Source organism: Neisseria sp. LACPHL-SPEC-2024-00856 (assembly GCF_047915665.1).
Taxonomy (GTDB): domain Bacteria; phylum Pseudomonadota; class Gammaproteobacteria; order Burkholderiales; family Neisseriaceae; genus Neisseria; species Neisseria polysaccharea.
In genome coordinates, this window is sequence record NZ_JBLRPR010000008.1 from 42,827 (window position 1) to 67,548 (window position 24,722).

General features: G+C 52.9%; 26 protein-coding genes. 21 read left to right on the forward strand and 5 right to left on the reverse strand.

The annotated features are described in order from the left end of the window. Positions 1-20: 20 nt before the first annotated feature. Complete coding sequence (locus ACNAU7_RS07930; protein ID WP_416301921.1) at positions 21-1,868, reverse strand: autotransporter assembly complex protein TamA; 1,848 nt, start codon at positions 1,866-1,868, stop codon at positions 21-23. 531 nt (positions 1,869-2,399) lie between these two features. On the opposite strand from ACNAU7_RS07930, the gene sstT reads away from it, so the two are divergent. Both sstT and ACNAU7_RS07940 read left to right on the forward strand, forming a co-directional pair. After that, complete coding sequence (gene sstT, locus ACNAU7_RS07935) at positions 2,400-3,629, forward strand: serine/threonine transporter SstT (RefSeq protein WP_002221731.1); 1,230 nt, start codon at positions 2,400-2,402, stop codon at positions 3,627-3,629. A gap of 111 nt (positions 3,630-3,740) precedes the next feature. Beyond that, on the forward strand, positions 3,741-5,216 hold the full coding sequence (locus ACNAU7_RS07940) for a transferrin-binding protein-like solute binding protein (RefSeq protein ID WP_118814135.1): 1,476 nt from the start codon (positions 3,741-3,743) through the stop codon (positions 5,214-5,216). Between the two features lie 75 nt (positions 5,217-5,291). On the opposite strand, the gene ACNAU7_RS07945 is transcribed toward ACNAU7_RS07940, so the two are convergent. The 4 genes from ACNAU7_RS07945 to ACNAU7_RS07960 all read right to left on the reverse strand — a co-directional run bounded on the left by ACNAU7_RS07945 (position 5,292) and on the right by ACNAU7_RS07960 (position 7,676). Continuing rightward, positions 5,292-5,507: a hypothetical protein gene (locus tag ACNAU7_RS07945; protein ID WP_002215129.1), complete on the reverse strand. Its 216-nt coding sequence runs from the start codon at positions 5,505-5,507 to the stop codon at positions 5,292-5,294. Beyond that, entirely contained in the window at positions 5,500-5,715 is a 216-nt protein-coding gene (locus tag ACNAU7_RS07950) for a DUF4177 domain-containing protein (protein ID WP_002218233.1), read from the reverse strand. Before ACNAU7_RS07950 ends, ACNAU7_RS07945 begins: the two co-directional genes overlap by 8 nt. Before the next feature lie 71 nt (positions 5,716-5,786). Beyond that, the gene (gene argG, locus ACNAU7_RS07955) at positions 5,787-7,130 is read right to left on the reverse strand and encodes an argininosuccinate synthase (RefSeq protein WP_416301882.1); all 1,344 of its coding nucleotides are present in this window, start codon (positions 7,128-7,130) and stop codon (positions 5,787-5,789) included. A 159-nt stretch (positions 7,131-7,289) separates the two neighbouring features. Continuing rightward, positions 7,290-7,676, reverse strand: coding sequence for a hypothetical protein (locus ACNAU7_RS07960; protein ID WP_118793113.1), 387 nt, complete (start codon positions 7,674-7,676; stop codon positions 7,290-7,292). A gap of 89 nt (positions 7,677-7,765) precedes the next feature. Here ACNAU7_RS07960 and ACNAU7_RS07965 point away from each other — a divergent pair, with 89 nt between their 5' ends. From ACNAU7_RS07965 to ACNAU7_RS08055, 19 genes are all read left to right on the forward strand, one after another. Continuing rightward, complete coding sequence (locus ACNAU7_RS07965; protein WP_416301883.1) at positions 7,766-8,578, forward strand: competence/damage-inducible protein A; 813 nt, start codon at positions 7,766-7,768, stop codon at positions 8,576-8,578. Positions 8,579-8,617: 39 nt separating this feature from the next. Further along, the gene (locus tag ACNAU7_RS07970; RefSeq protein ID WP_416301884.1) at positions 8,618-9,604 is read left to right on the forward strand and encodes a S49 family peptidase; all 987 of its coding nucleotides are present in this window, start codon (positions 8,618-8,620) and stop codon (positions 9,602-9,604) included. Between the two features lie 254 nt (positions 9,605-9,858). After that, on the forward strand, positions 9,859-10,215 hold the full coding sequence (locus tag ACNAU7_RS07975) for an NADH-quinone oxidoreductase subunit A (RefSeq protein ID WP_003681674.1): 357 nt from the start codon (positions 9,859-9,861) through the stop codon (positions 10,213-10,215). Next, complete coding sequence (locus ACNAU7_RS07980; protein ID WP_002215610.1) at positions 10,206-10,688, forward strand: NuoB/complex I 20 kDa subunit family protein; 483 nt, start codon at positions 10,206-10,208, stop codon at positions 10,686-10,688. Before ACNAU7_RS07975 ends, ACNAU7_RS07980 begins: the two co-directional genes overlap by 10 nt. Positions 10,689-10,700: 12 nt before the next feature. Then, on the forward strand, positions 10,701-11,294 hold the full coding sequence (locus ACNAU7_RS07985) for an NADH-quinone oxidoreductase subunit C (protein ID WP_002223321.1): 594 nt from the start codon (positions 10,701-10,703) through the stop codon (positions 11,292-11,294). Further along, positions 11,284-12,540, forward strand: coding sequence for an NADH dehydrogenase (quinone) subunit D (gene nuoD / locus ACNAU7_RS07990; protein ID WP_002233449.1), 1,257 nt, complete (start codon positions 11,284-11,286; stop codon positions 12,538-12,540). Before ACNAU7_RS07985 ends, nuoD begins: the two co-directional genes overlap by 11 nt. Next, the gene (nuoE, locus tag ACNAU7_RS07995) at positions 12,540-13,013 is read left to right on the forward strand and encodes an NADH-quinone oxidoreductase subunit NuoE (RefSeq protein WP_004467713.1); all 474 of its coding nucleotides are present in this window, start codon (positions 12,540-12,542) and stop codon (positions 13,011-13,013) included. The genes nuoD and nuoE overlap by 1 nt, the downstream gene beginning before the upstream one ends. A 116-nt stretch (positions 13,014-13,129) precedes the next feature. Then, complete coding sequence (locus ACNAU7_RS08000; RefSeq protein ID WP_416301885.1) at positions 13,130-13,705, forward strand: excalibur calcium-binding domain-containing protein; 576 nt, start codon at positions 13,130-13,132, stop codon at positions 13,703-13,705. A gap of 61 nt (positions 13,706-13,766) precedes the next feature. Then, entirely contained in the window at positions 13,767-13,889 is a 123-nt protein-coding gene (locus ACNAU7_RS08005; RefSeq protein ID WP_416301886.1) for a hypothetical protein, read from the forward strand. Beyond that, entirely contained in the window at positions 13,865-15,160 is a 1,296-nt protein-coding gene (nuoF, locus tag ACNAU7_RS08010) for an NADH-quinone oxidoreductase subunit NuoF (protein ID WP_416301887.1), read from the forward strand. Before ACNAU7_RS08005 ends, nuoF begins: the two co-directional genes overlap by 25 nt. 59 nt (positions 15,161-15,219) lie before the next feature. After that, entirely contained in the window at positions 15,220-17,481 is a 2,262-nt protein-coding gene (gene nuoG, locus ACNAU7_RS08015) for an NADH-quinone oxidoreductase subunit NuoG (RefSeq protein ID WP_416301888.1), read from the forward strand. A gap of 2 nt (positions 17,482-17,483) precedes the next feature. Then, positions 17,484-18,560 (forward strand): NADH-quinone oxidoreductase subunit NuoH, encoded by a 1,077-nt coding sequence (gene nuoH, locus ACNAU7_RS08020; RefSeq protein WP_002216340.1) that lies wholly within the window; start codon positions 17,484-17,486, stop codon positions 18,558-18,560. Between the two features lie 80 nt (positions 18,561-18,640). Continuing rightward, positions 18,641-19,120: an NADH-quinone oxidoreductase subunit NuoI gene (nuoI, locus tag ACNAU7_RS08025; RefSeq protein WP_002218650.1), complete on the forward strand. Its 480-nt coding sequence runs from the start codon at positions 18,641-18,643 to the stop codon at positions 19,118-19,120. Between the two features lie 11 nt (positions 19,121-19,131). Further along, on the forward strand, positions 19,132-19,803 hold the full coding sequence (locus ACNAU7_RS08030; RefSeq protein WP_416301889.1) for an NADH-quinone oxidoreductase subunit J: 672 nt from the start codon (positions 19,132-19,134) through the stop codon (positions 19,801-19,803). Then, positions 19,800-20,105, forward strand: a complete 306-nt coding sequence (nuoK, locus tag ACNAU7_RS08035) for an NADH-quinone oxidoreductase subunit NuoK (protein ID WP_002215628.1) — start codon at positions 19,800-19,802, stop codon at positions 20,103-20,105. The genes ACNAU7_RS08030 and nuoK overlap by 4 nt, the downstream gene beginning before the upstream one ends. A gap of 33 nt (positions 20,106-20,138) precedes the next feature. Then, on the forward strand, positions 20,139-20,714 hold the full coding sequence (gene fic, locus ACNAU7_RS08040; protein WP_002215631.1) for a protein adenylyltransferase Fic: 576 nt from the start codon (positions 20,139-20,141) through the stop codon (positions 20,712-20,714). A gap of 56 nt (positions 20,715-20,770) precedes the next feature. Further along, complete coding sequence (locus tag ACNAU7_RS08045) at positions 20,771-21,055, forward strand: hypothetical protein (RefSeq protein ID WP_025458230.1); 285 nt, start codon at positions 20,771-20,773, stop codon at positions 21,053-21,055. A 45-nt stretch (positions 21,056-21,100) separates the two neighbouring features. Next, positions 21,101-23,125, forward strand: coding sequence for an NADH-quinone oxidoreductase subunit L (gene nuoL, locus ACNAU7_RS08050; RefSeq protein WP_416301890.1), 2,025 nt, complete (start codon positions 21,101-21,103; stop codon positions 23,123-23,125). A gap of 95 nt (positions 23,126-23,220) precedes the next feature. Next, on the forward strand, positions 23,221-24,717 hold the full coding sequence (locus ACNAU7_RS08055) for an NADH-quinone oxidoreductase subunit M (RefSeq protein WP_101126770.1): 1,497 nt from the start codon (positions 23,221-23,223) through the stop codon (positions 24,715-24,717). The last annotated feature ends 5 nt before the right edge of the window (positions 24,718-24,722 follow it).

Genomic DNA, 24,722 nt, shown 5'->3' on the forward strand with positions numbered 1-24,722 from the left:
TCTGAAGCGGCCGTATCGGTTTAGAAGCGCGTTCCCAAGCTGATGTGCCAGCGGATTTTCTTATCGCTGTGCCCGTAGGCGATGTCGAAGGAAAACGGCGCGAGCGGGCTGAACCAGCGCACGCCCAGTCCCGAACCGTGTTTCAGCTTCATACGTTTGAAATTGGCGGCGGCATCGCCCATATCGTGGAATACCGCGCCGGAAAGGGTGCGCGTAAACGGCAGTTGGTATTCCAGGCTGCCCACCAAGAGGGCGCGTTCGGGCAGGACCGATCCGTTCGGGCCGGCAAGCCCGATGCTGTCGAGTTCGTAACCGCGCACGGAAGACGCGCCGCCGCTGCGGAACATCAGCCCCGAAGGAACGTCGGCATTGTCGCGGGCAAGGGTGTAACCCGCTTGTCCGCGTATGATGAACGTGCCGAGTTTTTTGTTTTCGGGCGTGAAGAAATAACCTGCACGGGCAGAGGTGCGGATCAGCGCGGTGGAGGACAGGAATGTGCCCAAAGTCGTACCGATTTTGCCGTCGAGGTAATGGCCGTTTTCGGGATGCAGCACGTTGTTGAGCAGCTGGCGTTTCCAAGAGGCGGTCAGCATCGTGGCGTGGCTGTTGCCCAAATCGACATCCGAGCCGGGGATTTTCCGGCCTTCTGCGAGAAACTCCGCCCCCAGCCTGGCATCGATGCCCGCGCGGTCGCGCACATACCAGATGCCGCCGGAGAAGGCGCGTTTTTCGAGGTTTTGGGTGGTCGAACGGTTGTAGGAGACGTTGCTTGTCCAGTAGTTGCCCCGATAGTTGCGCGGCTGGCTGATGCCGGCGGCAAGCGTGGTTTCGTATTTGTCCATATCCCAGACGACCGAGCCGATATAGCCTTTGTTGAAGAGGTTGTAATAGTCGTAGGCGATTTTGCCGCCCAAACCGTATTCCGAATCGAGGCGGATGCCGGTTTCGAGCTTGTGGCGTTTGACCTCGGTTACGCTGACTTTGACGGGGACGCGGTCGCCTTGGAGACGGTCGAAGTCGGCTTGTACGGACGCGCCGGAATAATGCCCGTTTTGTTCGAGTGCCTGTTGGAAGTCGAGCAGCAGGTCGAGGTCGTAGGGCGTGCCCGGTTGGAAGCGCGCCAGGCCGGAGACGATTTGTTCGGGGTAACGCTGTGTGCCGGTGATTTCAAAGTCGCCGAAGGCGATGGGGCGGCCGCTGTCCACGACGACGTTCAAATCGGCGGTGGCGGTATCGGGGTTGACGGCCGCCCGGGTGTTGCCGAGCTTGGCAAGCGGGTAGCCTTTGCGCGTTACCGCGCCGAGGACGGAAGTTTTGCTGTTTTCCCAACTGTCCTGATCGAAATCACTGCCTACCGGCTGCTGCCAGTTTTCCAGCGCGTTGCGGTAGTATTCGGCGAGGTTGCCGTCTGAAAGGATGTCGCCGAGGATGGCGACGCCGACGTTGGCGATTTTGGTGCGCGGGCCCGGTGTGATGTGTACCGTATAAGCTCCGTCTTTTTCCGTCAGGCTGACTTTGCTGCTGAAATAGCCTTTGCTGCGGAGCATTGTTTTAACGTTGTCCGGTGCTTCTTCGGCGAGGAAGCCCGTCTGTTCCTTGTCCAATACTTCTTCCTGCTGCTGCGTGATGAGCGGCAGGTGTTCTTCGACCATATCTTTGATTTCACTATCCTGCGTGTCGATGCGGACGGGGAATTTGGGTTTTAATTTAACTGATTCGGTGTCGGGGCTTTTGTTTTTGAACAATGCGAAACCCGCCGCCTTGTTTTCGGAAAGGTCGGCGGCAGGCGCGTATGCGTGCGGAAAGAAAAATAAAGCCGGCAGGAGCAGGGCGGTCGGTTTGATCATCATAGTACGGGTGTCGTGCATCGGTGTGGCGGATTTCGATTCTAACACTGTTCGGACGGGGCGGGACGCTTCAGACGGCATACTGCCGCCGGTATTTCGGAGGTTGCGGCCCGCCGGAAATGTATCTGCTTGTTTTAAGGTATTTTGTTTCCAATCCGCATATGGAAAATAGGCTGCGTTTCGGAATAGTGCCGGAAAATAAACGGGATTAAATAAATAAATTTATTTTCGTTCAATAAATTAAACCGTCGCGCCGAATGATAAAGCAAAGCCTGTCCGGCACTGCATAGGGCAAATCAACGTAACCTTATAGTGGATTAACAAAAACCAGTACGGCGTTGCCTCGCCTTAGCTCAAAGAGAACGATTCTCTAAGGTGCTGAAGCACCAAGTGAATCGGTTCCGTACTATTTGTACTGTCTGCGGCTTCGTCGCCTTGTCCTGATTTTTGTTAATCCACTATAAAACACAGCCGAAAAATAAAAAAACACAGAGAATGAGTTTTCTTTTAAAATACAACATTTTTTAACATATCACAACATAAGGAAGAATTATGGCGTTCGGCAAATCCTTATTTCATGCGATCGGCCGCGTCAGCCTGGTCAGGCAGATTGCCGCCGGTTTGGCGTTGGGCATCGTAATCGGTTCGGTTTCCCCGCAACTGGGCTTGGCGGCAGGCTTGTTCGGCAGCCTGTTTGTCGGCGCGCTCAAAGCGGTCGCACCGGTTTTGGTATTTATTTTGGTGGCGGCCACAATCGCGCAGCACCAAAAAGGCAACAAGGCGCATATCAGGCCGATTATCATCCTTTACCTCATCGGCACGTTTTCCGCAGCCCTGACCGCCGTCATCGCCGGTATGGTTTTCCCGACGCACATTGTTTTGGCGGGCGCGGGCGATGTGTCCGCCGCGCCGCCTTCCGGCATTGTGGAAGTGTTGAAATCGCTGCTGATGAACCTGGTCGCCAACCCGATTAACGCGATTGCCAATGCCAACTATATCGGCATTCTGGCTTGGGCTTTGGTTTTGGGCGCGGCGTTGCGGAATCACGGTTCGGACGTTACGCGGCAGGTCGTTGCCGATTTGGCGGAAGCGGTTTCCACCGTCGTGAAATGGATTATCCGTTTTGCCCCTTTGGGCATTTTCGGGCTGGTGTCGTCCACAATCGCGGAGACGGGTTTCGGCGCGCTGGCGGGTTACGCGAAGCTGCTTGCGGTGCTGTTGGGCTGTATGGCGTTTATCGCGCTGGCGGTCAATCCCGCCATCGTGTGGTGGAAAATCCGCCGCAACCCTTATCCGCTGGTGTTTACCTGCCTGCGCGAAAGCGGCGTGTATGCATTCTTTACCCGTTCTTCCGCCGCCAATATCCCCGTGAATATGGCTTTGGCGAAAAAACTGGGGCTGCACGAAGACACTTATTCGATTTCCATCCCGTTGGGGGCGACCGTCAATATGGGCGGTGCGGCGATTACGATTACCGTTTTGGCTATGGCGGCGGCGCACACCCAAGGCATACAGGTTGATTTTGCCACCGCGCTGCTGTTGAGCCTGGTGGCGACGGTCAGCGCGTGCGGCGCGTCCGGCGTGGCGGGCGGTTCGCTGCTGCTGATTCCGCTGGCGTGCAGCCTGTTCGGCATCAGCAACGATGTCGCCATGCAGGTGGTTGCCGTCGGCTTTATCATCGGCGTAATTCAGGATTCGGCGGAAACGGCGTTGAATTCTTCAACCGACGTTTTGTTTACCGCTGCCGCCGATTTGGGCCGACAGAGAAACCGGGCGGAATAAACCAAGCTATGCCGTCTGAAGCCCGTTTGGCGTTCAGACGGCATATTTTTACAATTTTATGGGCATATGGCGGAAACAATACCGGCTGCCTTGAATATGAAGGAGATGATGATGTTTAAACGCAGTGTGATTGCAATGGCTTGTATTTTTGCCCTTTCAGCCTGTGGGGGCGGAGGTGGCGGATCGCCCGATGTCAAGTCGGCGGACACGCCGTCAAAACCGGCTGTTCCTGTTGTTGCTGAAGATGCCGGGGAAGAGGTGCTGCCGAAAGAAAAGAAAGATGAGGAGGCAGTGGGCGGTGCGCCGCAAGCCGATACGCAGGACGCAACCGCCGGAGAAGGCAGTCAAGATATGGCGGCAGTTTCGGCAGAAAATACAGGCAATGGCGGTGCGGCAACAACGGACAAACCCAAAAATGAAGACGAGGGGGCGCAAAATGATATGCCGCAAAATGCCGCCGATACAGATAGTTTGACACCGAATCACACCCCGGCACCGAATATGCCTGCCGGAGATATGGAAAACCAAGTACCGGATAACGGGGAATCGGTACAACCGGAAAACAAACTGGATATGGCAAATGCGGCGGACGGAATGCAGGGGGACGATCCGTCGGCAGGCGGGGAAAATGCCGGCAATACGGCTGCCCAAGGTGCAAATCAAGCCGAAAACAATCAAGTCGGCGGCTCTCAAAATCCTGCCCCTTCAACCAATCCTAACGCCACGAATGGCGGCGGCGATTTTGGAAGGACGAACGTGGGCAATTCTGTTGTGATTGACGGACCGTCGCAAAATATAACGTTGACCCACTGTAAAGGCGATCCTTGTAATGGTGATAATTTATTGGATGAAGAAGCACCGTCAAAATCAGAATTTGAAAAATTAAATGAGTCTGAACGAATTGAGAAATATAAGAAAGATGGAAAAGATAAATTTGTCGGTTTGGTTGCTACAACAGTCAAAATGGAAGGAATTAACAAATATATCATCTTTTATACGGACAAACCCCCTACTCGTTCTGCACGGTCGAGGCGGTCGCTTCCTGCCGAGATGCCGCTGATTCCCGTCAATCAGGCGGATACGCTGATTGTCGATGGGGAAGCGGTCAGCCTGACGGGGTACTCCGGCAATATCTTCGCGCCCGAAGGGAATTACCGGTATCTGACTTACGGGGCGGAAAAATTGTCCGGCGGATCGTATGCCCTCCGTGTGCAAGGCGAACCGGCAAAAGGCGAAATGCTTGCGGGCGCGGCCGTGTACAACGGCGAAGTGCTGCATTTTCATATGGAAAACGGCCGTCCGTACCCGTCCGGAGGCAGGTTTGCCGCAAAAGTCGATTTCGGCAGCAAATCTGTGGACGGCATTATCGACAGCGGCGATGATTTGCATATGGGTACGCAAAAATTCAAAGCCGCCATCGATGGAAACGGCTTTAAGGGAACTTGGACGGAAAATGGCGGCGGGGATGTTTCCGGAAGGTTTTACGGCCCGGCCGGCGAGGAAGTGGCGGGAAAATACAGCTATCACCCGACAGATGCGGAAAAGGGCGGATTCGGCGTGTTTGCCGGCAAAAAAGAGCAGGATTGATGCTGATGCCGTCTGAAGCAGTGGCGTTCAGACGGCATTGTGATGTTTGGGTTGCGAATCCGGTTCAAATCCGCATCAGTTGATAAACCCGTCGTCTTTCATTTTCTTTTCGGAAAAATACTGGCCGAATACCAGCAGGGCGGCGAGGATGATGACAAACAGCCCCGCCATAGTCAGTGTGATTTTGAAGAACAATTCCGCTTCGAGAAAAGAAAACCAAAGTTGCACAATCAGCAGCAGCACCCAGCCGGCAAACAGTCCGAGACAGGCATAAACGCCGAGCTTAAACACGGTCCCGCTCCAAAATGACGACGTAGGCTTCGCGTTTGAAAAACAACAGCATACGGCGCAAATCTTTTTCCATCGTTACGACCCGCCAGCCTTCGGGGGTTTGTTTGTTGAGGAACGCGCTGAAATTGACGGGGTTGACCTTTGCCGCGCCGAAAAACAGGCTGGACAACAGGCTTTCCTGATAAATGACGACTTTGTATTCTTTCATAGGATTCCTTTAATTGAGGGATTGCCTTTTCAGACCATCCCTTAAATTGCAGCGATGCAATGCGGCGAAACTTATTGCTTATTGCCCAACTGTGGCAATACCGAGCCTTCGCCCAATGCCAACAAACCGCTTTGCGAGTAGATACCCAGTTTGGCGCGGGTGTCGGTGATGTCGAGGTTGCGCATCGTGAGCTGTCCGATGCGGTCGAGCGGGGTAAACGCTGCATCTTCGACTTTTTCCATACTCAGGCGTTCGGGTTGGTAGGTCAGGTTGGGCGATTCGGTGTTCAGAATCGAGTAGTCGTTGCCGCGCCGCAGTTCGAGGGTAACTTCGCCGGTGATGGCTTTGGCGACCCAGCGTTGGGCGGTTTCGCGCAACATCAAGGCTTGGCTGTCGAACCAGCGGCCTTGGTAGAGCAGGCGGCCGAGGCGCAGGCCGTTGATGCGGTATTGTTCGATGGTGTCTTCGTTGTGGATGCCGGTGACCAAGCGTTCGTAGGCGATGTGGAACAACGCCATACCCGGGGCTTCGTAGATGCCGCGTGATTTGGCTTCGATGATGCGGTTTTCGATTTGGTCGCTCATACCCAAGCCGTGGCGGCCGCCGATGCGGTTGGCTTCAAGGAAGAGTTCGACAGGATCGGTGTATTCTTTGCCGTTTAATGCGACGGGCACGCCTTCTTCAAAGCGCACGCTGACTTCTTCGGGTTCGATTTCGACGTTTTCATCCCAGAAGGCAACGCCCATAATGGGTTTGACGATTTTGATGCCCGAGTTCAAAAATTCCAAGTCTTTGGCTTCGTGGGTCGCGCCGAGCATATTGGAATCGGTGGAGTAGGCTTTTTCAACCGACATTTTGTAGTTGAAGCCGTTGGCAATCAGAAATTCGCTCATTTCGTGGCGGCCGCCGAGTTCGTCGATAAATTGCTGGTCGAGCCAGGGTTTGTAGATTTTCAGCGCGGGATTGGTAAGCAAACCGTAGCGGTAGAAACGCTCGATGTCGTTGCCTTTGTAGGTGCTGCCGTCGCCCCAGATATTCACATCGTCTTCTTTCATTGCGGAAACAAGCATCGTGCCGGTTACGGCGCGGCCCAGAGGCGTAGTGTTGAAGTAGGCGATGCCGCCGGTGGAAACGTGGAACGCGCCGCATTGGATGGCGGCGATGCCTTCGTGTGCCAACTGCGCGCGGCAGTCGATCAGGCGGGCGTTTTCCGCGCCGTATTCCATTGCTTTTTTGGGAATGGCATTGTAGTCGTCTTCGTCGGGCTGGCCGAGGTTGGCGGTGTAGGCATAAGGCAGCGCGCCTTTGAGTTTCATCCACAACAGCGCGGCGGAGGTATCAAGTCCGCCGGAGAAGGCGATGCCGACTTTCTGACCAACGGGGAGGTGTTGCAGGATAGTATTGTTTTGACTCATGTGGAATCCTTCGGACTAAAAATAAAAGCAGAACGAGGCAAACCGCTCTGCACATGATTTGAACTTATTATCTTATAAATAGATGAGATAATCCAGTTTGATGCCGTCTGAAAAAGCATTCAGGTTTTCAGGCGGCATTTGTCCGCAATTATTGAGACGCTATCCGAAGCTGAATACAATGAAGCATGCTGCCCAAACCGAAGCAGCTGCCAAAGGCCACAACAAGTAGCCTTTTTGCCCGGTCAACCGCCACATTTCATCTGCATTGGTTGCAACAAAAAACAACCACAAAAAACCAAGTAAAATATCCGTAAAGACTGCCAGTGAAAAAATCATACGGTTTGCAGGTAAGAAGCTGAATGCGCTCAGAACAACCCATTGTATAAAAAATGTGGAAAGCGTAGCATATTTGGCGCGAAAATTGACTGCACGTTTGTCTTGATGAATTTTACGGCGAATAATCAAATACTGAACAATCAGCACAAACGCATACACAAAAAGGCTGATAATGAACATGAAAAACGCAACAATGCCGATTACAAACATGAGTCTCTCCTATCCGTTGCACCTAATAAGCAATATTGGAACAGTAATCATGGGAAATCATGAATAGCCTTTAGGCAGAAGGAAAGATTATGAAAGACCGACAGCATTTGTTCAACCTCATCATCATCGGCGACGAAATCCTGCACGGCAGCCGTCAAGACAAGCATTTCGCCTTTTTCAAATCCCTGCTCGAATCCAAAGGGCTGAAGCTCAATCAGGTGCAATATCTGCCTGACGAACCCGATTTGCTGGTCAAACAACTGCGCCGCAGTTTTTCAGACGGCATACCGACGTTTGTTACCGGCGGCATCGGCGCCACGCCCGACGACCACACGCGCCAAGCCGCGGCTGCTGCTTTGGATTTGCCCGTCGTCCGCCACGCGCAAGCCGCCGGGTTTATCGAAGGCGTAACCCTGAAACGCGGCGAGCCACTCGATTCGCCCGAACACGCCCAACGCCTGAAAATGGCAGATTTTCCCGCAGGCGCGGAATTGGTGCCCAATCCGTTTAACAACATCGCCGGATTTTCTATCCGCGAGCATTATTTTTTCCCCGGCTTCCCCGTGATGGCGCACCCGATGGCGGAATGGGTTTTGAATACTTATTATGCCGACCGCTTCAATCAAACCGAACGCGGCAGCCGCAGCGTGTATGTGTTTGAGCAGCCCGAATCGCGCATTACGCCGCTTATGGAGCATATCGAGCAAACTTATCCCGGCGTGCGTTCGTACAGCCTGCCCAGCGTTGGTTGGACGCATTCAGACGGCACGCAGGTCAAACCGCACATTGAGTTCGGCATCAAAGCCGAAGGAGAAGCCGTCAACCTTTTGGACGCGGCGTGGGCGGAAGTGTTGCACAGCTTGGACGGATTGGGAGCAGAGCTGAAAAATCGGGTAAACTGAAAACCGTTTGCCCAAATCGGACAATATTTAAGGAAAACCATGCAATACCGAATCAGAAGAGAAAACGAAGCACCCGAAGCAAAAAATGCGGGGGAAACCTTATGGGAGCGCGACATTATGCGCGAAGTGCTGCTGTCCGCCTATCGGGACAGGCGCAGGGAGCGGATGTGGAAAAACATCTGGCGCGCCGTCAGCACCCTGATTCTGGTTGCCCTGATTGCAGGCATTTTCCGAAAAGACGAAGCCGCATTGCAGTTGACGGGCAATACGCCGCATACCGCAGTCGTCAACCTGTACGGCGAAATCGGCAACGGTGTAGAAGACCAGGTCAAAAAACTCAAAGACGGTATGGAGGCCGCCTACAAAAACCCGCAGGCAAAAGCCATCGTCATCCGCGCCAACAGCCCCGGCGGTTCGCCCGTCGTCTCCAACACCGCTTTTGAAGAAATACGCCGTCTGAAAGCGCAACATTCCGACATCCCCGTTTATCTCGTGGCGGAGGATATGTGCGCGTCCGGCTGCTACTACATCGCGGCGGCGGCGGACAAAATCTATGCCGACCCGTCCAGCATCGTCGGCAGCATCGGCGTTATCGGCAGCAGTTTCGACGCGACCGGCCTGATGGAAAAAATCGGCGTGAAACGCAGGGTTAAAATTGCGGGCAGCAACAAAGGCATGGGTGATCCGTTTTCGCCCGAAACGCCCGAACAGTCGAAAATCTGGGAAGAAATGCTGACCGGCATACACGGCGAGTTCATCAAAGCCGTCAAAACCGGACGGGGCGGCCGCCTCAAATTCCGACAATATCCCGACGTGTTCAGCGGTCGGGTGTACACGGGCGCGGATGCGCAGAAAGTCGGGCTGGTGGACGGACTCGGCAATATTTACAGCGTGGCGCGAGACGTGGTCAAAGCCCCGGATTTGGTCGATTACACGCGGCAGGACGATTTCGGCACGCTGTTGGGCAGGCGTTTGGGTGCGGAACTCAAAGCCGGCGTGCGCGAAGCCTTGCAGGCTGTCCGGTAGCGTTACGGCGGTTGTCCCGATGCCGTCTGAAGCTTTCAGACGGCATTTCTGTATGCGGGTAAGGAAGAATGCGGGAAGCAAGCGGTAAAGGGGAAATCAGATAGGGTATTTATAAAATCAAAATAAGAATCGTTATCATAAAATGGTTGTATTTATTGGCGTTTTTTGCCTGTTTACCTTTTAATGGGTTTTGAAATTCGCTAAAATAGCAGCTTGTTTTAACGATTTGTCCGTCAACCAGTCAGGCATCAATTATGTTGGCCAGTTACTTTCCCGTCCTCGTATTCATCCTCGTCGGCCTCGCGGCCGGCGTGCTGTTTATCCTGCTCGGCACAATTTTGGGCCCGAAACGCCACTATGCCGAAAAAGACGCGCCTTACGAATGCGGTTTTGAGGCCTTTGAAAACGCCAGGATGAAGTTCGACGTGCGCTATTACCTCGTCGCCATCCTCTTTATCCTGTTTGATTTGGAGGTCGCGTTTATGCTGCCGTGGGCGGTCGTGTTCAAAGATTTGGGCGCGTACGGCTTCTGGTCTATGCTGGTGTTTATCGTCGTTCTGACGGTAGGCTTTGTTTACGAATGGAAAAAAGGTGCGCTGGAATGGGAATAGAAGGCGTTTTGAAAAAAGGTTTCATCACCACCAGCGCGGATACGGTGTTGAACTATATGCGTACCGGTTCATTGTGGCCGGTTACTTTCGGCTTGGCCTGCTGCGCCGTGGAAATGATGCATGCGGGTATGGCGCGTTATGACCTTGACCGCTTCGGCATCATTTTCCGTCCGTCCCCACGTCAGGCCGACCTGATGATTGTGGCAGGTACGCTGACCAACAAAATGGCGCCCGCCCTGCGCCGCGTATACGACCAGCTCGCCGAGCCGCGCTGGGTATTGTCTATGGGCTCGTGTGCCAACGGCGGCGGCTATTATCACTATTCTTATTCCGTTGTGCGCGGTGCCGACCGCGTCGTGCCGGTAGACGTTTATGTGCCGGGTTGTCCTCCGACTGCGGAAGCCCTGATTTACGGCCTGATTCAGCTCCAACAAAAAATCAAGCGCACTTCCACCATCGCGCGTGACGAGTAAGGAGAGGACGATATGGCAAGCATTCAAAACTTATACGAAACCGTCAGCCGCGTTTTGGGCAATCAGGCAGGCAAAGTCATTTCCGCTTTGGGCGAGATTACCGTCGAGTGTCTGCCCGAACACTATATTTCAGTCATGACCGCATTGCGCGACCATGAAGAGTTGCATTTCGAGCTTCTGGTCGACTTGTGCGGTGTCGATTACAGCACTTACAAAAACGAAGTATGGCAGGGCAAACGCTTTGCCGTCGTCAGTCAGTTGCTTTCCGTTAAAAACAATCAACGCATCCGCGTACGCGTCTGGGTTTCAGACGACGACTTCCCCGTAGTCGAATCCGTAGTCGATATTTACAACAGCGCGGATTGGTACGAACGCGAAGCCTTCGATATGTACGGCATCATGTTCAACAACCACCCGGACTTGCGCCGCATCCTGACCGATTACGGCTTTGTCGGACATCCGTTCCGCAAAGACTTCCCGATTTCCGGCTATGTGGAAATGCGTTACGACGAAGAGCAAAAACGCGTGATTTACCAACCTGTTACCATTGAGCCGCGCGAGATCACGCCGCGTATCGTCCGTGAGGAGAACTACGGTGGCCAATAAATTAAGAAACTACACCATCAACTTCGGCCCGCAACACCCTGCGGCGCACGGCGTATTGCGTATGATCTTGGAGCTGGACGGCGAACAAATCGTCCGTGCCGACCCGCATATCGGCCTCCTGCATCGCGGCACCGAAAAACTGGCGGAAACCAAAACCTACCTGCAAGCCCTGCCCTATATGGACCGCTTGGACTACGTTTCCATGATGGTCAATGAGCAGGCGTATTGTTTGGCAGTAGAAAAACTTGCCGGTATCGATGTGCCTATCCGCGCCCAATACATCCGCGTCATGTTCGCCGAAGTAACGCGCATCCTCAATCATTTGATGGGCATCGGTTCGCACGCCTTCGACATCGGCGCGATGACCGCCATTCTTTACGCCTTCCGCGACCGCGAAGAGCTGATGGACTTGTACGAAGCCGTTTCCGGCGCGCGTATGCACGCCGCCTACTTCCGTCCCGGCGGCGTTTACCGCGACCTGCCCGACTTCATGCCCAAATACGAGAGCAGCAAATTCCGCAACGCCAAAGTATTGAAGCAGCTCAATGAATCCCGCGAAGGTACTATGCTCGACTTTATCGATGCCTTCTGCGAACGCTTCCCCAAAAATATCGACACACTCGAAACCCTCCTGACCGATAACCGCATCTGGAAACAGCGTACCGTCGGCATCGGCGTCGTCTCCCCCGAGCGCGCCATGCAAAAAGGCTTTACCGGCGTGATGTTGCGCGGTTCGGGCGTGGAATGGGACGTGCGTAAGACGCAGCCTTACGAAGTGTACGACAAAATGGATTTCGACATCCCCGTCGGTGTCAACGGCGACTGCTACGACCGTTACCTCTGCCGTATGGAAGAAATGCGTCAATCCGTGCGCATCATCAAACAATGTTCCGAGTGGTTGCGTGTCAATCCAGGTCCGGTCATTACCACAAACCACAAATTTGCTCCGCCCAAACGTACCGAAATGAAAACAGGTATGGAAGACCTGATTCACCATTTCAAACTCTTTACCGAGGGTATGCACGTTCCCGAGGGCGAGACCTACACCGCTGTCGAACACCCGAAAGGCGAGTTCGGCGTTTACATCATTTCAGACGGCGCAAACAAACCCTACCGCCTGAAAATCCGCGCACCCGGCTTCGCCCACTTGCAAGGTATGGACGAAATGGCAAAAGGCCATATGCTCGCCGACGTTGTTGCCATCATCGGTACGCAGGACATCGTATTCGGGGAGGTTGACCGATAATGTTATCCGCAGAATCCTTAAAACAAATTGATATTGAGTTGGCAAAATATCCCGCCGACCAACGCCGTTCCGCCATCATGGGTGCGTTGCGTATCGCCCAAACCGAAAAAGGCTGGCTCGCTCCTGAGACCATCGCCTTTGTCGCAGACTATATCGGCATCTCGCCTGCACAAGCCTACGAAGTCGCTACCTTCTATAATATGTACGACCTTGAGCCTGTCGGCAAATACAAACTGACCGTCTGCACCAACCTTCCCTGCGCCCTGCGCGGCGGTATGGCTACCGGCGAATACCTCAAACAAAAACTCGGTATCGGCTACGGCGAAACCACCCCTGACGGCAAGTTTACCCTTGTCGAAGGCGAATGCATGGGCGCATGCGGCGACGCTCCCGTTATGTTGGTCAACAACCACAGCATGTGCAGCTTTATGACCGAAGAAGCGATTGAGAAGAAACTGGCGGAGTTGGAATAAACTGGGGAAATGCCGTCTGAAAACAGGAAAACCGGTAGGGTAGACATTCCTGTCCGCCGTTTTAGACCGATTGGACAAATCAAATCGGGAATAAAGAAAACAGGGAAACCGAATCAATGAAGGGAAAAATCGTCCGATGGCATGATGACAAAAGATACGGATTTATACGTACAGAAAGTGGGGAAGGAGAGATTTTCTGCCATATTTCCGACTTCCTGCAAAGAAATCCGCGTCCCGGGCTTGACGAGCAGGTTTCTTTTGAAGTGGTTTCAGACGGCAAGGGAAGATTTTCTGCAAAACAGATACGCTATCTGAATCGGGAGCGTGCAGTTTCTCCCGTATACCGCAAGAAACATCGAAAAGACGAGGAATCTCCCACTTCGATTGTTCAGGTTGTGCTGTCTTTGTCGGTCGGTTTGCTGCTTGTTTCGGTAATCGGCTATAAGGCGTATCAATATGCGTCAGAGAAGCTGACTCCGAAACAGGAAAATACGCCGGTTAAAACGCAAGTATTGCCCGAAATAAAACGGCAGCAGCCCGACAGCAGCCCATACCGTTGCGACGGCAGGCAACATTGCTCACAAATGACTTCGTGCGAAGAAGCCAAATGGTTTGTAAGGAACTGTTCCGATACCAAGATGGACGGCGATGGCGACGGCATTCCGTGTGAAAATATGTGCAGCGGATGGTAATTTTGATTGATGACGGGAAGAACAAACGCAGGTTTGGTTCAGATTAAACGAAGACAGGAAAATGCCGTCTGAAAACAGACAAACCGTTTCAGACGGCATCAGGAACATTGAGACGGCAGGCAGCTGCAACCGATACGAAAACAAACAGGCACACCAAAAATGGCTATTTACCAATCAGGCGTGATTTTTGACCAAGTGGATACCGCCAATCCCGACTGCTGGACATTGGACGAATACGTCAAACGCGGCGGCTATACCGCCCTGCGTAAAATCCTGTCCGAAAACATCTCGCAAACCGACGTGATTGACGAAGTCAAAACCTCCGGCTTGCGCGGGCGCGGCGGTGCGGGCTTCCCGACCGGTTTGAAATGGAGCTTTATGCCCCGTTCTTTCCCGGGCGAAAAATACGTCGTTTGCAACACCGACGAAGGCGAGCCGGGTACATTTAAAGACCGCGACATCATTATGTTCAATCCTCATGCCCTGATTGAAGGCATGATTATTGCCGGTTACTCGATGGGTGCGAAAGCGGGCTACAACTACATCCACGGCGAAATTTTCGAAGGCTACCAACGTTTTGAAGCCGCTTTGGAGCAGGCGCGTGCCGCAGGCTTTTTGGGTAAAAATATTTTGGGTTCGGATTTTGAATTTGAACTCTTCGCCCACCACGGTTACGGCGCATATATTTGCGGCGAAGAAACCGCATTGCTCGAATCGTTGGAAGGCAAAAAAGGCCAGCCGCGCTTTAAGCCGCCATTCCCTGCTTCGTTCGGCCTGTACGGCAAACCGACCACCATCAACAATACCGAAACGTTCTCCTCCGTCCCCTTCATTATCCGTGACGGCGGACAGGCATTTGCCGACAAAGGCATTCCGAATGCCGGCGGGACCAAATTGTTCTGTATTTCCGGCCATGTCGAACGTCCGGGCAACTATGAAGTGCCATTGGGTACGCCGTTTGCCGAAGTCCTGAAAATGGCAGGCGGTATGCGCGGCGGCAAAAAACTCAAAGCCGTTATTCCCGGCGGTTCGTCCGCGCCCGTATTGCCTGCCGATATCATCATGCAGACCAATATGGACTATGACTCGATTTCCAAGGCGGGCTCGATGCTGGGTTCCGGTGCGATTATCGTGATGGATGAAGACGTGTGCATGGTGAAAGCCCTTGAGCGTTTGAGCTACTTCTACTACGACGAGTCTTGCGGCCAATGTACGCCTTGCCGAGAAGGTACGGGCTGGCTCTACCGTATCGTCCACCGCATCGTAGAAGGCAAAGGTAAAATGGAAGATTTGGATTTGCTCGATTCTATCGGTAACCAAATGGCAGGCCGCACCATCTGCGCCCTCGCCGATGCCGCCGTCTTCCCCGTCCGCAGCTTTACCAAGCATTTCCGTGATGAGTTTGTGCATTACATCGAACACGGCGGGCCGATGAAACCGAATAAATGGTGCTAAGTTTTCAGACGACCTCCAGAAAAGATTATTTATCAAATACCCGTAACTAGGAACGAACCATGTTACAAATCGAAATCGACGGCAAACAGGTATCTGTGGAGCAGGGTGCGACGGTGATTGAAGCCGCGCACAAGCTCGGTACTTATATTCCGCATTTCTGTTACCACAAAAAGCTCTCCATCGCCGCCAACTGCCGTATGTGTTTGGTGGACGTGGAAAAAGCCCCCAAACCGCTGCCCGCCTGCGCCACGCCGGTAACGGACGGCATGATTGTGCGTACGCATTCGGCAAAAGCCCGAGAGGCGCAGGAAGGCGTGATGGAGTTCCTGCTCATCAACCATCCGCTCGACTGTCCGACTTGCGACCAAGGCGGCGAATGCCAGTTGCAGGATTTGGCGGTGGGCTACGGCAAAACCACCAGCCGTTATACCGAAGAAAAACGTTCTGTCGTCGGCAAGGACATGGGGCCTTTGGTTTCCGCCGAGGAAATGAGCCGTTGTATCCACTGTACCCGTTGCGTTCGTTTCACTGAAGAAATCGCCGGCTTGCAGGAAATCGCGATGGTCAATCGCGGCGAACACTCCGAAATCATGCCCTTTATCGGCAAAGCAGTGGAAACCGAATTGTCAGGCAATGTCATTGATTTGTGTCCTGTCGGCGCATTGACCAGCAAACCGTTCCGTTTCAACGCGCGTACTTGGGAGCTGAACCGCCGCAAATCCGTTTCCGCCCACGACGCTTTGGGCAGCAATTTGATTGTGCAAACCAAAGACCATACCGTCCGCCGCGTGCTGCCGTTGGAAAACGAAGCCATCAACGAATGCTGGCTGTCCGACCGCGACCGTTTTGCCTACGAAGGCCTGTATCACGAAAGCCGTCTGAAAAAACCGAAAATCAAACAGGGCGGCGAGTGGATGGACGTGGATTGGAAAACCGCGTTGGAATATGTCCGCAGCGCGCTTGAATGTATCGCCAAAGACGGCAACCAAAACCAAGTCGGCATTTGGGCGAACCCGATGAATACGGTTGAAGAGCTGTATCTGGCGAAAAAACTCGCCGACGGCTTGGGCGTTAAAAACTTTGCAACCCGTTTGCGCCAACAAGACAAACGTCTTTCAGACGGCCTTAAAGGTGCGCAATGGTTGGGACAAAGCATTGAATCTTTGGCTGACAATGATGCCGTATTGGTAGTCGGTGCGAACTTGCGCAAAGAACAGCCGCTCCTGACCGCCCGCCTGCGCCGCGCCGCCAAAGACCGTATGGCATTGAGCGTATTGGCCGGCAGCAAGGAAGAGTTGTTGATGCCGCTTCTCTCTCAAGAAGCCGCACATCCCGACGAGTGGGCAGGCCGTCTGAAAAACCTGTCTGCCAATGCGGAACACGCCGTTACCGCCAGCCTGAAAAATGCTGAAAAAGCAGCGGTGATTTTGGGTGCGGAAGTGCAAAACCATCCTGATTACGCCGCCATTTATGCCGCCGCGCAAGAGCTGGCGGACGCGACCGGCGCAGTGCTGGGTATTTTGCCGCAAGCCGCCAACAGTGTTGGTGCGGATGTCTTGAATGTAAACTCCGGCGAGAGCGTTGCCGAAATGGCAAACGCGCCGAAACAGGCAGTCTTGCTGCTCAACGTCGAGCCGGAAATCGATACGGTTGACGGTGCAAAAGCCGTGGCCGCGTTGAAACAGGCGAAAAGCGTGATGGCGTTTACACCGTTTGTCAGCGAAACGCTGCTGGATGTGTGCGACGTGTTGTTGCCGATTGCGCCGTTTACCGAAACATCGGGCAGCTTCATCAATATGGAAGGCCGTCTGCAATCCTTTCACGGCGTGGTACAAGGCTTCGGCGACTCGCGTCCGCTGTGGAAAGTGTTGCGCGTATTGGGCAACCTGTTTGACCTGCAAGGTTTTGAATACCACGATACCGCCGCGATTCTGAAAGACGCGCTGGACGCGGAAAGCCTGCCGTCCAAACTGGACAACCGCGTGTCTTCGACTCAAAAAGATTTTCAGACGGCATCAAGCCGCCTCGTGCGCGTGGGCGGAGTGGGCATCTATCACACCGATGCCATCGTGCGCCGTTCCGCACCGTTGCAGGCAACCGTCCATGCCGCCGTGCCTGCCGCGCGTGTGAATCCGAACACTTTGGGACGCTTGGGCCTGCAAGACGGACAAACCGCTGTCGCCAAACAAAACGGCGCAAGCGTATCGGTTGCCGTCAAAGCCGATGCCGGACTGCCTGAAAACGTGGTGCATCTGCCGCTGCATACCGAAAATGCCGCACTGGGTGCGTTGATGGACACTATTGAACTGGCGGGAGCTTGATCATGCAGGAATGGTTCCAAAACCTCTTTGCCGCAACGCTCGGTCTGGGCGATTTGGGCATCACCGTAGGCTTGGTGGTATCCGTCATCGTCAAAATCGTGATTATCCTGATTCCGCTGATTCTGACCGTCGCCTACCTGACGTATTTCGAACGTAAAGTCATCGGCTTCATGCAGCTTCGCGTCGGCCCGAACGTAACCGGCCCGTGGGGTCTGATTCAGCCGTTTGCCGACGTGTTCAAACTCTTGTTTAAAGAAGTAACCCGTCCGAAGCTGTCAAACAAAGCCCTGTTCTATATTGGCCCGATTATGTCGCTTGCACCGTCTTTCGCGGCGTGGGCAGTGATTCCGTTCAACGAAGAATGGGTGCTGACCAACATAAATATCGGTCTTTTGTACATCCTGATGATTACCTCGCTGTCGGTTTACGGCGTGATCATCGCGGGCTGGGCTTCCAACTCAAAATATTCGTTCTTGGGCGCAATGCGTGCTTCCGCGCAAAGCATCTCCTACGAAATCGCCATGAGCGCCGCGCTGGTGTGCGTCGTGATGGTGTCGGGCAGCATGAACTTCTCCGACATCGTCGCTGCGCAGGCAAAAGGCATCGCGGGCGGTTCCGTATTCTCGTGGAACTGGCTGCCGCTGTTCCCAATCTTCATCGTCTATCTGATTTCCGCCGTAGCCGAAACCAACCGCGCACCGTTTGACGTAGCAGAGGGCGAGTCCGAAATCGTTGCCGGCCACCACGTCGAATATTCCGGCTTCGCGTTCGCGCTGTTCTTCCTCGCCGAATACATTTTCATGATTCTGATTGCCGCACTGACCTCGCTGATGTTCCTCGGCGGCTGGTTGTCCCCGTTCCCGCAAAGTTGGGGCTTTATCGGCACACCTTCCGCATTCTGGATGTTCGTGAAAATGGCGGCGGTGCTGTACTGGTATCTGTGGATCCGTGCAACCTTCCCGCGCTACCGTTACGACCAAATCATGCGTTTGGGCTGGAAAGTGCTGATTCCGATCGGCTTCGCCTACATCGTGATTTTGGGCGTGTGGATGATTTCACCGCTGAATTTGTGGAAATAAGTTTCAGACGGCATCTTGAGGCCGTCTGAACAAAGAGATTTTGAATACCTAACGAAATCCCTGTTTTGAGGGAACATAATATGGCTAACTTAGTAAAAACCTTTCTGCTTGGCGAATTGGTAAAAGGCTTGGGCGTAACGCTCAAAAACTTTTTTGCCCGCAAAGACACGATTTATTTCCCCGAAGAGAAAACGCCGCAATCCGTGCGTTTCCGTGGCTTGCACGCGCAACGCCGTTATCCGAACGGCGAGGAACGCTGCATCGCGTGCAAATTGTGCGAGGCGGTTTGTCCGGCAATGGCGATCAACATCGAATCGGAAGAACGCGAAGACGGCACGCGCCGCACCAAGCGTTACGACATCGACCTGACCAAATGCATCTTCTGCGGTTTCTGCGAAGAAGCCTGCCCGACCGATGCGATTGTGGAAACCCATATTTTTGAATACCACGGCGAGAAAAAAGGCGACTTGCACATGACCAAGCCGATTCTTTTGGCAATCGGCGACAAATACGAAGCTGAAATCGCCAAACGCAAAGCCGCTGACGCGCCGTATCGTTAAGGAGCAGACGAATGACTTTTTCCGCGATTCTGTTCTATATCCTTGCCACCATCGTTTTGTACGGTGCGGTTCGTACCGTTACCGCTAAAAACCCTGTTCACGCCGCTTTGCATCTGGTGCTGACCTTCTGCGTGAGCGCGATGCTTTGGATGCTGATGCAGGCTGAGTTTTTGGGCGTTACGCTGGTGGTGGTTTACGTCGGCGCCGTGATGGTGTTGTTCCTGTTCGTCGTGATGATGTTGAACATCGACATTGAAGAAATGCGCGCCGGTTTCTGGCGGCACGCGCCTGTTGCCGGCGTGGTCGGCACATTGTTGGCAGTTGCCCTGATTCTGATTTTGGTCAACCCGAAAACCGACCTTGCCGCATTTGGTCTGATGAAAGACATTCCCGCCGATTACAACAATATCCGCGATTTGGGCAGCCGTATTTATACCGACTACCTGTTGCCGTTTGAATTGGCGGCGGTATTGCTGCTGTTGGGTATGGTGGCGGCGATTGCACTGGTTCACCGTAAAACCACTAATCCGAAACGCATGGATCCTGCCGACCAAGTTAAAGTACGTGCCGATCAAGGCCGTATGCGTCTGGTGAAAATGGAAGCGGTCAAACCGCAAGTCGAATCTGCCGAAGAAAGCGAAGTTTCAGACGGCCTCAAGCCGGAAGGGGAGGGCAAAGCATGATTACCTTGACGCATTATCTGGTATTGGGTGCGCTCCTGTTCGGTATCAGCGCAATGGGTATCTTTATGAACCGCAAAAACGTGCTGGTATTGCTGATGTCCATCGAGCTGATGCTCTTGGCGGTGAACTTCAACTTTATCGCCTTCTCGCAACATTTGGGCGATACTGCCGGACAAATTTTTGTATTCTTCGTATTGACCGTTGCTGCTGCCGAATCCGCCATCGGTTTGGCGATTATGGTGCTGGTGTACCGCAACCGACAAACAATCAACGTTGCCGATTTGGATGAGTTGAAAGGGTAAAGGTAGGTTGGGTCGAGACCTGACAAGACACCGATGCCGTCTGAAAACCCGATAGGAAAAACGATGAAATCCATAGACGAACAAAGCCTGCATAATGCCCGCCGCCTGTTTGAAAGCGGCGACATCGACCGTATCGAAGTCGGTACCACCGCGGGCCTGCAACAGATTCACCGTTACCTGTTCGGCGGCTTATATGATTTTGCGGGTCAAATCAGGGAAGACAACATTTCCAAAGGCGGTTTTCGTTTTGCCAACGCCATGTATTTAAAAGAGGCTTTGGTTAAAATCGAGCAGATGCCCGAGCGGACTTTTGAAGAAATCATCGCCAAATATGTTGAAATGAACATTGCCCATCCGTTTTTGGAGGGTAATGGCAGAAGTACCCGCATCTGGCTGGATTTGGTGCTGAAAAAAAACCTGAAAAAAGTCGTGAACTGGCAAAATGTAAGCAAAACCTTGTATTTGCAGGCGATGGAACGCAGCCCCGTCAACGATTTAGAACTGCGCTTTTTGTTAAAGGACAATCTGACCGACGATGTGGACAACCGTGAAATCATTTTTAAAGGTATTGAGCAGTCATATTATTACGAAGGGTATGAGAAAGGTTGAATGCCGTCTGAAAGCGGGTTCGGACGGTTTCGGACGACCTCAGAAGGGAAACGTTCATGATTACGGTAATCATATTATTGATATTCGGTAAAATGCAGGAGTATTACGCAGACCGTTCCGCCACATGGATGTGGGCGGCAGCTTTTGCTGTTGTGATTTCGTTATTCTCCTTGGCGGGCGGAATTTTTGCCGCACTCATTAGCGGCGCGATTTCCGGATTGTACGCATGGGCCTATTTTTTTCTGCTGCGACGGTTCACCGACAATCTGCCTGTTTGGGTCTTGATTTATGCTGCCGGTGCTATTTTGCCCTTACTGTTGGTTTTTTCTCGGGTGGCTTAACCCTTCCCTTGAACGTGAATTTTTAAATCGATTAGGTTCAATCAAATGAACGACATGACTTTATATCTCATCATTGCCCTTGTGCCTTTGGTAGGCTCGCTGATTGCAGGTTTGTTCGGCAATAAAATCGGACGTGCCGGCGCACATACGGTTACGATACTCGGCGTGGCGGTATCCGCCGTGCTGTCGGCTTATGTGCTGTGGGGCTTTATCGACGGCAGCCGCGCCAAGTTTGACGAGAATGTCTATACTTGGCTGACGATGGGCGGTTTGGATTTTTCCGTCGGCTTCTTGGTCGATACGATGACGGCGATGATGATGGTCGTGGTAACGGGCGTGTCGTTGATGGTGCATATCTACACCATCGGCTATATGCACGATGAAAAAGTCGGCTACCAACGCTTCTTCAGCTATATTTCTTTGTTTACTTTCAGCATGTTGATGCTGATTATGAGCAACAACTTCATCCAGCTCTTCTTCGGCTGGGAGGCTGTGGGCTTGGTGTCGTATCTCTTGATCGGTTTCTATTTCAAACGTCCAAGCGCAACATTTGCCAACCTGAAAGCCTTTCTGATCAACCGTGTCGGCGACTTCGGCTTTTTGCTCGGTATCGGTTTGGTGCTTGCCTATTTCGGCGGCAGCCTGCGCTATCAAGATGTATTCGCTTATCTGCCTAATGTTCAGACGGCCACTATCCAACTGTTCCCCGGTGTGGAATGGTCTTTGATTACTGTAACCTGTTTACTCCTGTTTGTCGGTGCGATGGGTAAATCGGCACAATTCCCGCTGCACGTCTGGCTGCCTGATTCGATGGAAGGCCCGACCCCGATTTCCGCATTGATTCACGCCGCAACCATGGTTACGGCGGGTTTGTTTATGGTGTCGCGTATGTCGCCGATTTACGAAATGAGCAGCACCGCGCTGTCGGTCATTATGGTGATCGGCGCGATTACCGCCCTGTTTATGGGTTTCTTGGGCGTGATTCAAAACGATATCAAGCGCGTGGTTGCGTATTCCACCCTGTCGCAACTGGGCTATATGACCGTGGCTTTGGGCGCGTCCGCCTATTCCGTGGCGATGTTCCATGTCATGACCCACGCCTTCTTTAAAGCCTTGCTGTTCTTGGCGGCAGGCAGCGCGATTATCGGTATGCACCACGACCAAGATATGCGCCATATGGGCAATCTGAAAAAATATATGCCGGTTACTTGGCTGACTATGCTGATCGGTAACTTGTCGCTGATTGGTACGCCGTTCTTCTCCGGCTTCTATTCTAAAGATTCGATTATCGAAGCAGCGAAATACAGCACCCTGCCGGGCAGCAGCTTTGCTTATTTTGCCGTCCTTGCCAGTGTGTTTGTTACCGCGTTTTACGCGTTCCGCCAATACTTTATGGTGTTCCACGGCGAAGAGAAATGGCGCAGCCTGCCTGAGCATCATGACGATCATCATGGCGAAGAGCATCACGGCTTGGGCAAAAACGACAATCCGCACGAAAGCCCGTTGGTCGTTACCCTGCCGCTGATTCTGCTTGCGATTCCGTCCGTCATCATTGGTTACATCGCCATCGAACCCATGCTTTACGGCGATTTCTTCAAAGACGTGATTTTTGTCAATGCCGACGCGCATCCGACCATGCACATCATGAAGGAAGAGTTCCACGGCGCATTGGCGATGGTGTCGCACAGCCTGCATTCGCCTGTACTCTACCTCGCTATCGCAGGCGTATTGAGCGCATGGCTTTTGTACGTCAAACTGCCGCACCTGCCTGCGAAAATTGCACAGGCATTCCGTCCGATTTACGTTTTGTTTGAAAACAAATACTACCTCGACGTCCTGTATTTCAACGTTTTTGCCAAAGGCACGCGCGCGTTGGGTACCTTCTTCTGGAAAGTCGGCGATACCGCCATTATCGACAACGGCATCGTCAACGGCTCCGCCAAACTGGTCGGCGCGGTTGCCGCGCAAGTGCGTAAAGTCCAAACCGGCTTTATCTACACTTACGCCGCCGCTATGGTGTTTGGCGTATTGGTCTTGCTCGGCATGACCTTCTGGGGCTTGTTCCGATAAGAATAAGGTTTCAGACGGCCTTAAACCTTCAGGCCGTCTGAAACGAAGAAATATCCACATAAACACATTTTTATTTTAACCACAGGTTAACCACTATGTTTTCCAACTACCTACTCAGCTTGGCAATATGGATACCCATCGCCGCAGGTGTGCTGGTTTTGGCGACCGGTAAAGACAGCCGTGCGCCGCTGGCGCGTGTGCTTGCCTTCATGGGTGCGCTTGCCGGTTTCTTGGTAACGCTGCCCCTGTTTACCGGTTTCGACCGTTTGAGCGGCGGCTATCAGTTTACCGAGTTCCACGAGTGGATTCCGCTTCTGAAAATCAACTATGCATTGGGCGTGGACGGTATTTCAGTGCTCTTTATCATCTTGAATGCGTTTATTACGCTGTTGGTGGTATTGGCCGGTTGGGAAGTTATTCAGAAACGTCCGGCGCAGTATATGGCCGCTTTCCTGATGATGTCGGGTTTGATTAACGGTGCGTTTGCCGCGCAGGATGCGATTCTGTTTTATGTGTTCTTCGAGGGTATGCTGATTCCGCTGTACCTGATTATCGGTGTATGGGGCGGCCCGCGCCGCGTCTATGCGTCGGTCAAGCTGTTCCTCTATACGCTGATGGGTTCGCTCCTGATGCTGGTTGCTATGGTTTACCTGTACTATCAAACAGGCAGCTTCTCTATTGTCGATTTCCAAAACATCAAACAGATTCCGTTGGGCGTACAACAGCTTTTGTTTGCGGCATTCTTCCTGTCATTCGCTGTAAAAGTGCCGATGTTCCCCGTGCACACTTGGTTGCCGGATGCCCACGTTGAAGCGCCGACCGGCGGTTCGATGGTGTTGGCGGCAATTACGCTGAAACTGGGTGCGTATGGTTTCTTGCGCTTTATCCTGCCGATTATGCCGGATGCGGCACGCTATTTTGCCCCTGTGATCATTGTATTGAGCCTGATTGCCGTGATTTATATCGGTATGGTGGCTTTGGTGCAAACCGATATGAAAAAACTGGTGGCGTATTCGTCCATCAGCCATATGGGTTTTGTAACGCTTGGGATGTTTTTGTTTGTTAACGGGCAGTTGGACGACTGGGCATTGAAAGGCGCAATCATTCAAATGATTTCCCACGGCTTCGTGTCTGCCGCGATGTTTATGTGTATCGGCGTGATGTATGACCGCCTGCACACGCGCAATATCGCCGATTACGGCGGCGTGGTCAATGTGATGCCTAAGTTTGCGGCGTTTATGATGTTGTTCGGTATGGCCAATGCCGGTCTGCCTGCAACTTCCGGCTTCGTGGGCGAGTTTATGGTGATTATGGGCGCGGTCAAAGTGAATTTCTGGGTAGGCGCGTTGGCGGCTATGACGCTGATTTACGGTGCGTCTTACACCCTGTGGATGTACAAACGCGTGATTTTCGGCGCAATCCGCAATCCGCACGTTGCTGAAATGAAAGACATCAATTGCCGCGAATTTGCGATTTTGGCGGTTTTGGCGATTGCTGTTTTGGGCATGGGTCTGTATCCGAACGCGTTTATCGAAGTGGTGCATCAGGCGGCAAACGATTTGATTGCCCATGTGGCGCAAAGCAAGATTTGAGGTGT

Excerpts from the sequence above, each read along its gene's own strand:
- ACNAU7_RS07950 (WP_002218233.1), bottom strand. The coding sequence starts at position 5,715 with ATGAAAGAATACAAAGTCGTCATTTATCAGGAAAGCCTGTTGTCCAGC.
- ACNAU7_RS08055 (WP_101126770.1), top strand. The coding sequence starts at position 23,221 with ATGTTTTCCAACTACCTACTCAGCTTGGCAATATGGATACCCATCGCC.
- nuoG (WP_416301888.1), top strand. The coding sequence starts at position 15,220 with ATGTTACAAATCGAAATCGACGGCAAACAGGTATCTGTGGAGCAGGGT.
- ACNAU7_RS07975 (WP_003681674.1), top strand. The coding sequence starts at position 9,859 with ATGTTGGCCAGTTACTTTCCCGTCCTCGTATTCATCCTCGTCGGCCTC.
- nuoI (WP_002218650.1), top strand. The coding sequence starts at position 18,641 with ATGGCTAACTTAGTAAAAACCTTTCTGCTTGGCGAATTGGTAAAAGGC.
- ACNAU7_RS07930 (WP_416301921.1), bottom strand. The coding sequence starts at position 1,868 with ATGCACGACACCCGTACTATGATGATCAAACCGACCGCCCTGCTCCTG.
- nuoK (WP_002215628.1), top strand. The coding sequence starts at position 19,800 with ATGATTACCTTGACGCATTATCTGGTATTGGGTGCGCTCCTGTTCGGT.
- ACNAU7_RS07960 (WP_118793113.1), bottom strand. The coding sequence starts at position 7,676 with ATGTTTGTAATCGGCATTGTTGCGTTTTTCATGTTCATTATCAGCCTT.
- nuoE (WP_004467713.1), top strand. The coding sequence starts at position 12,540 with ATGTTATCCGCAGAATCCTTAAAACAAATTGATATTGAGTTGGCAAAA.
- ACNAU7_RS07970 (WP_416301884.1), top strand. The coding sequence starts at position 8,618 with ATGCAATACCGAATCAGAAGAGAAAACGAAGCACCCGAAGCAAAAAAT.
- ACNAU7_RS08005 (WP_416301886.1), top strand. The coding sequence starts at position 13,767 with ATGCCGTCTGAAAACAGACAAACCGTTTCAGACGGCATCAGGAACATT.
- ACNAU7_RS07985 (WP_002223321.1), top strand. The coding sequence starts at position 10,701 with ATGGCAAGCATTCAAAACTTATACGAAACCGTCAGCCGCGTTTTGGGC.
- sstT (WP_002221731.1), top strand. The coding sequence starts at position 2,400 with ATGGCGTTCGGCAAATCCTTATTTCATGCGATCGGCCGCGTCAGCCTG.
- ACNAU7_RS08000 (WP_416301885.1), top strand. The coding sequence starts at position 13,130 with ATGAAGGGAAAAATCGTCCGATGGCATGATGACAAAAGATACGGATTT.
- ACNAU7_RS08045 (WP_025458230.1), top strand. The coding sequence starts at position 20,771 with ATGATTACGGTAATCATATTATTGATATTCGGTAAAATGCAGGAGTAT.
- ACNAU7_RS08030 (WP_416301889.1), top strand. The coding sequence starts at position 19,132 with ATGACTTTTTCCGCGATTCTGTTCTATATCCTTGCCACCATCGTTTTG.
- nuoL (WP_416301890.1), top strand. The coding sequence starts at position 21,101 with ATGAACGACATGACTTTATATCTCATCATTGCCCTTGTGCCTTTGGTA.
- ACNAU7_RS07980 (WP_002215610.1), top strand. The coding sequence starts at position 10,206 with ATGGGAATAGAAGGCGTTTTGAAAAAAGGTTTCATCACCACCAGCGCG.
- nuoF (WP_416301887.1), top strand. The coding sequence starts at position 13,865 with ATGGCTATTTACCAATCAGGCGTGATTTTTGACCAAGTGGATACCGCC.
- nuoH (WP_002216340.1), top strand. The coding sequence starts at position 17,484 with ATGCAGGAATGGTTCCAAAACCTCTTTGCCGCAACGCTCGGTCTGGGC.
- fic (WP_002215631.1), top strand. The coding sequence starts at position 20,139 with ATGCCGTCTGAAAACCCGATAGGAAAAACGATGAAATCCATAGACGAA.
- argG (WP_416301882.1), bottom strand. The coding sequence starts at position 7,130 with ATGAGTCAAAACAATACTATCCTGCAACACCTCCCCGTTGGTCAGAAA.
- ACNAU7_RS07965 (WP_416301883.1), top strand. The coding sequence starts at position 7,766 with ATGAAAGACCGACAGCATTTGTTCAACCTCATCATCATCGGCGACGAA.
- ACNAU7_RS07940 (WP_118814135.1), top strand. The coding sequence starts at position 3,741 with ATGTTTAAACGCAGTGTGATTGCAATGGCTTGTATTTTTGCCCTTTCA.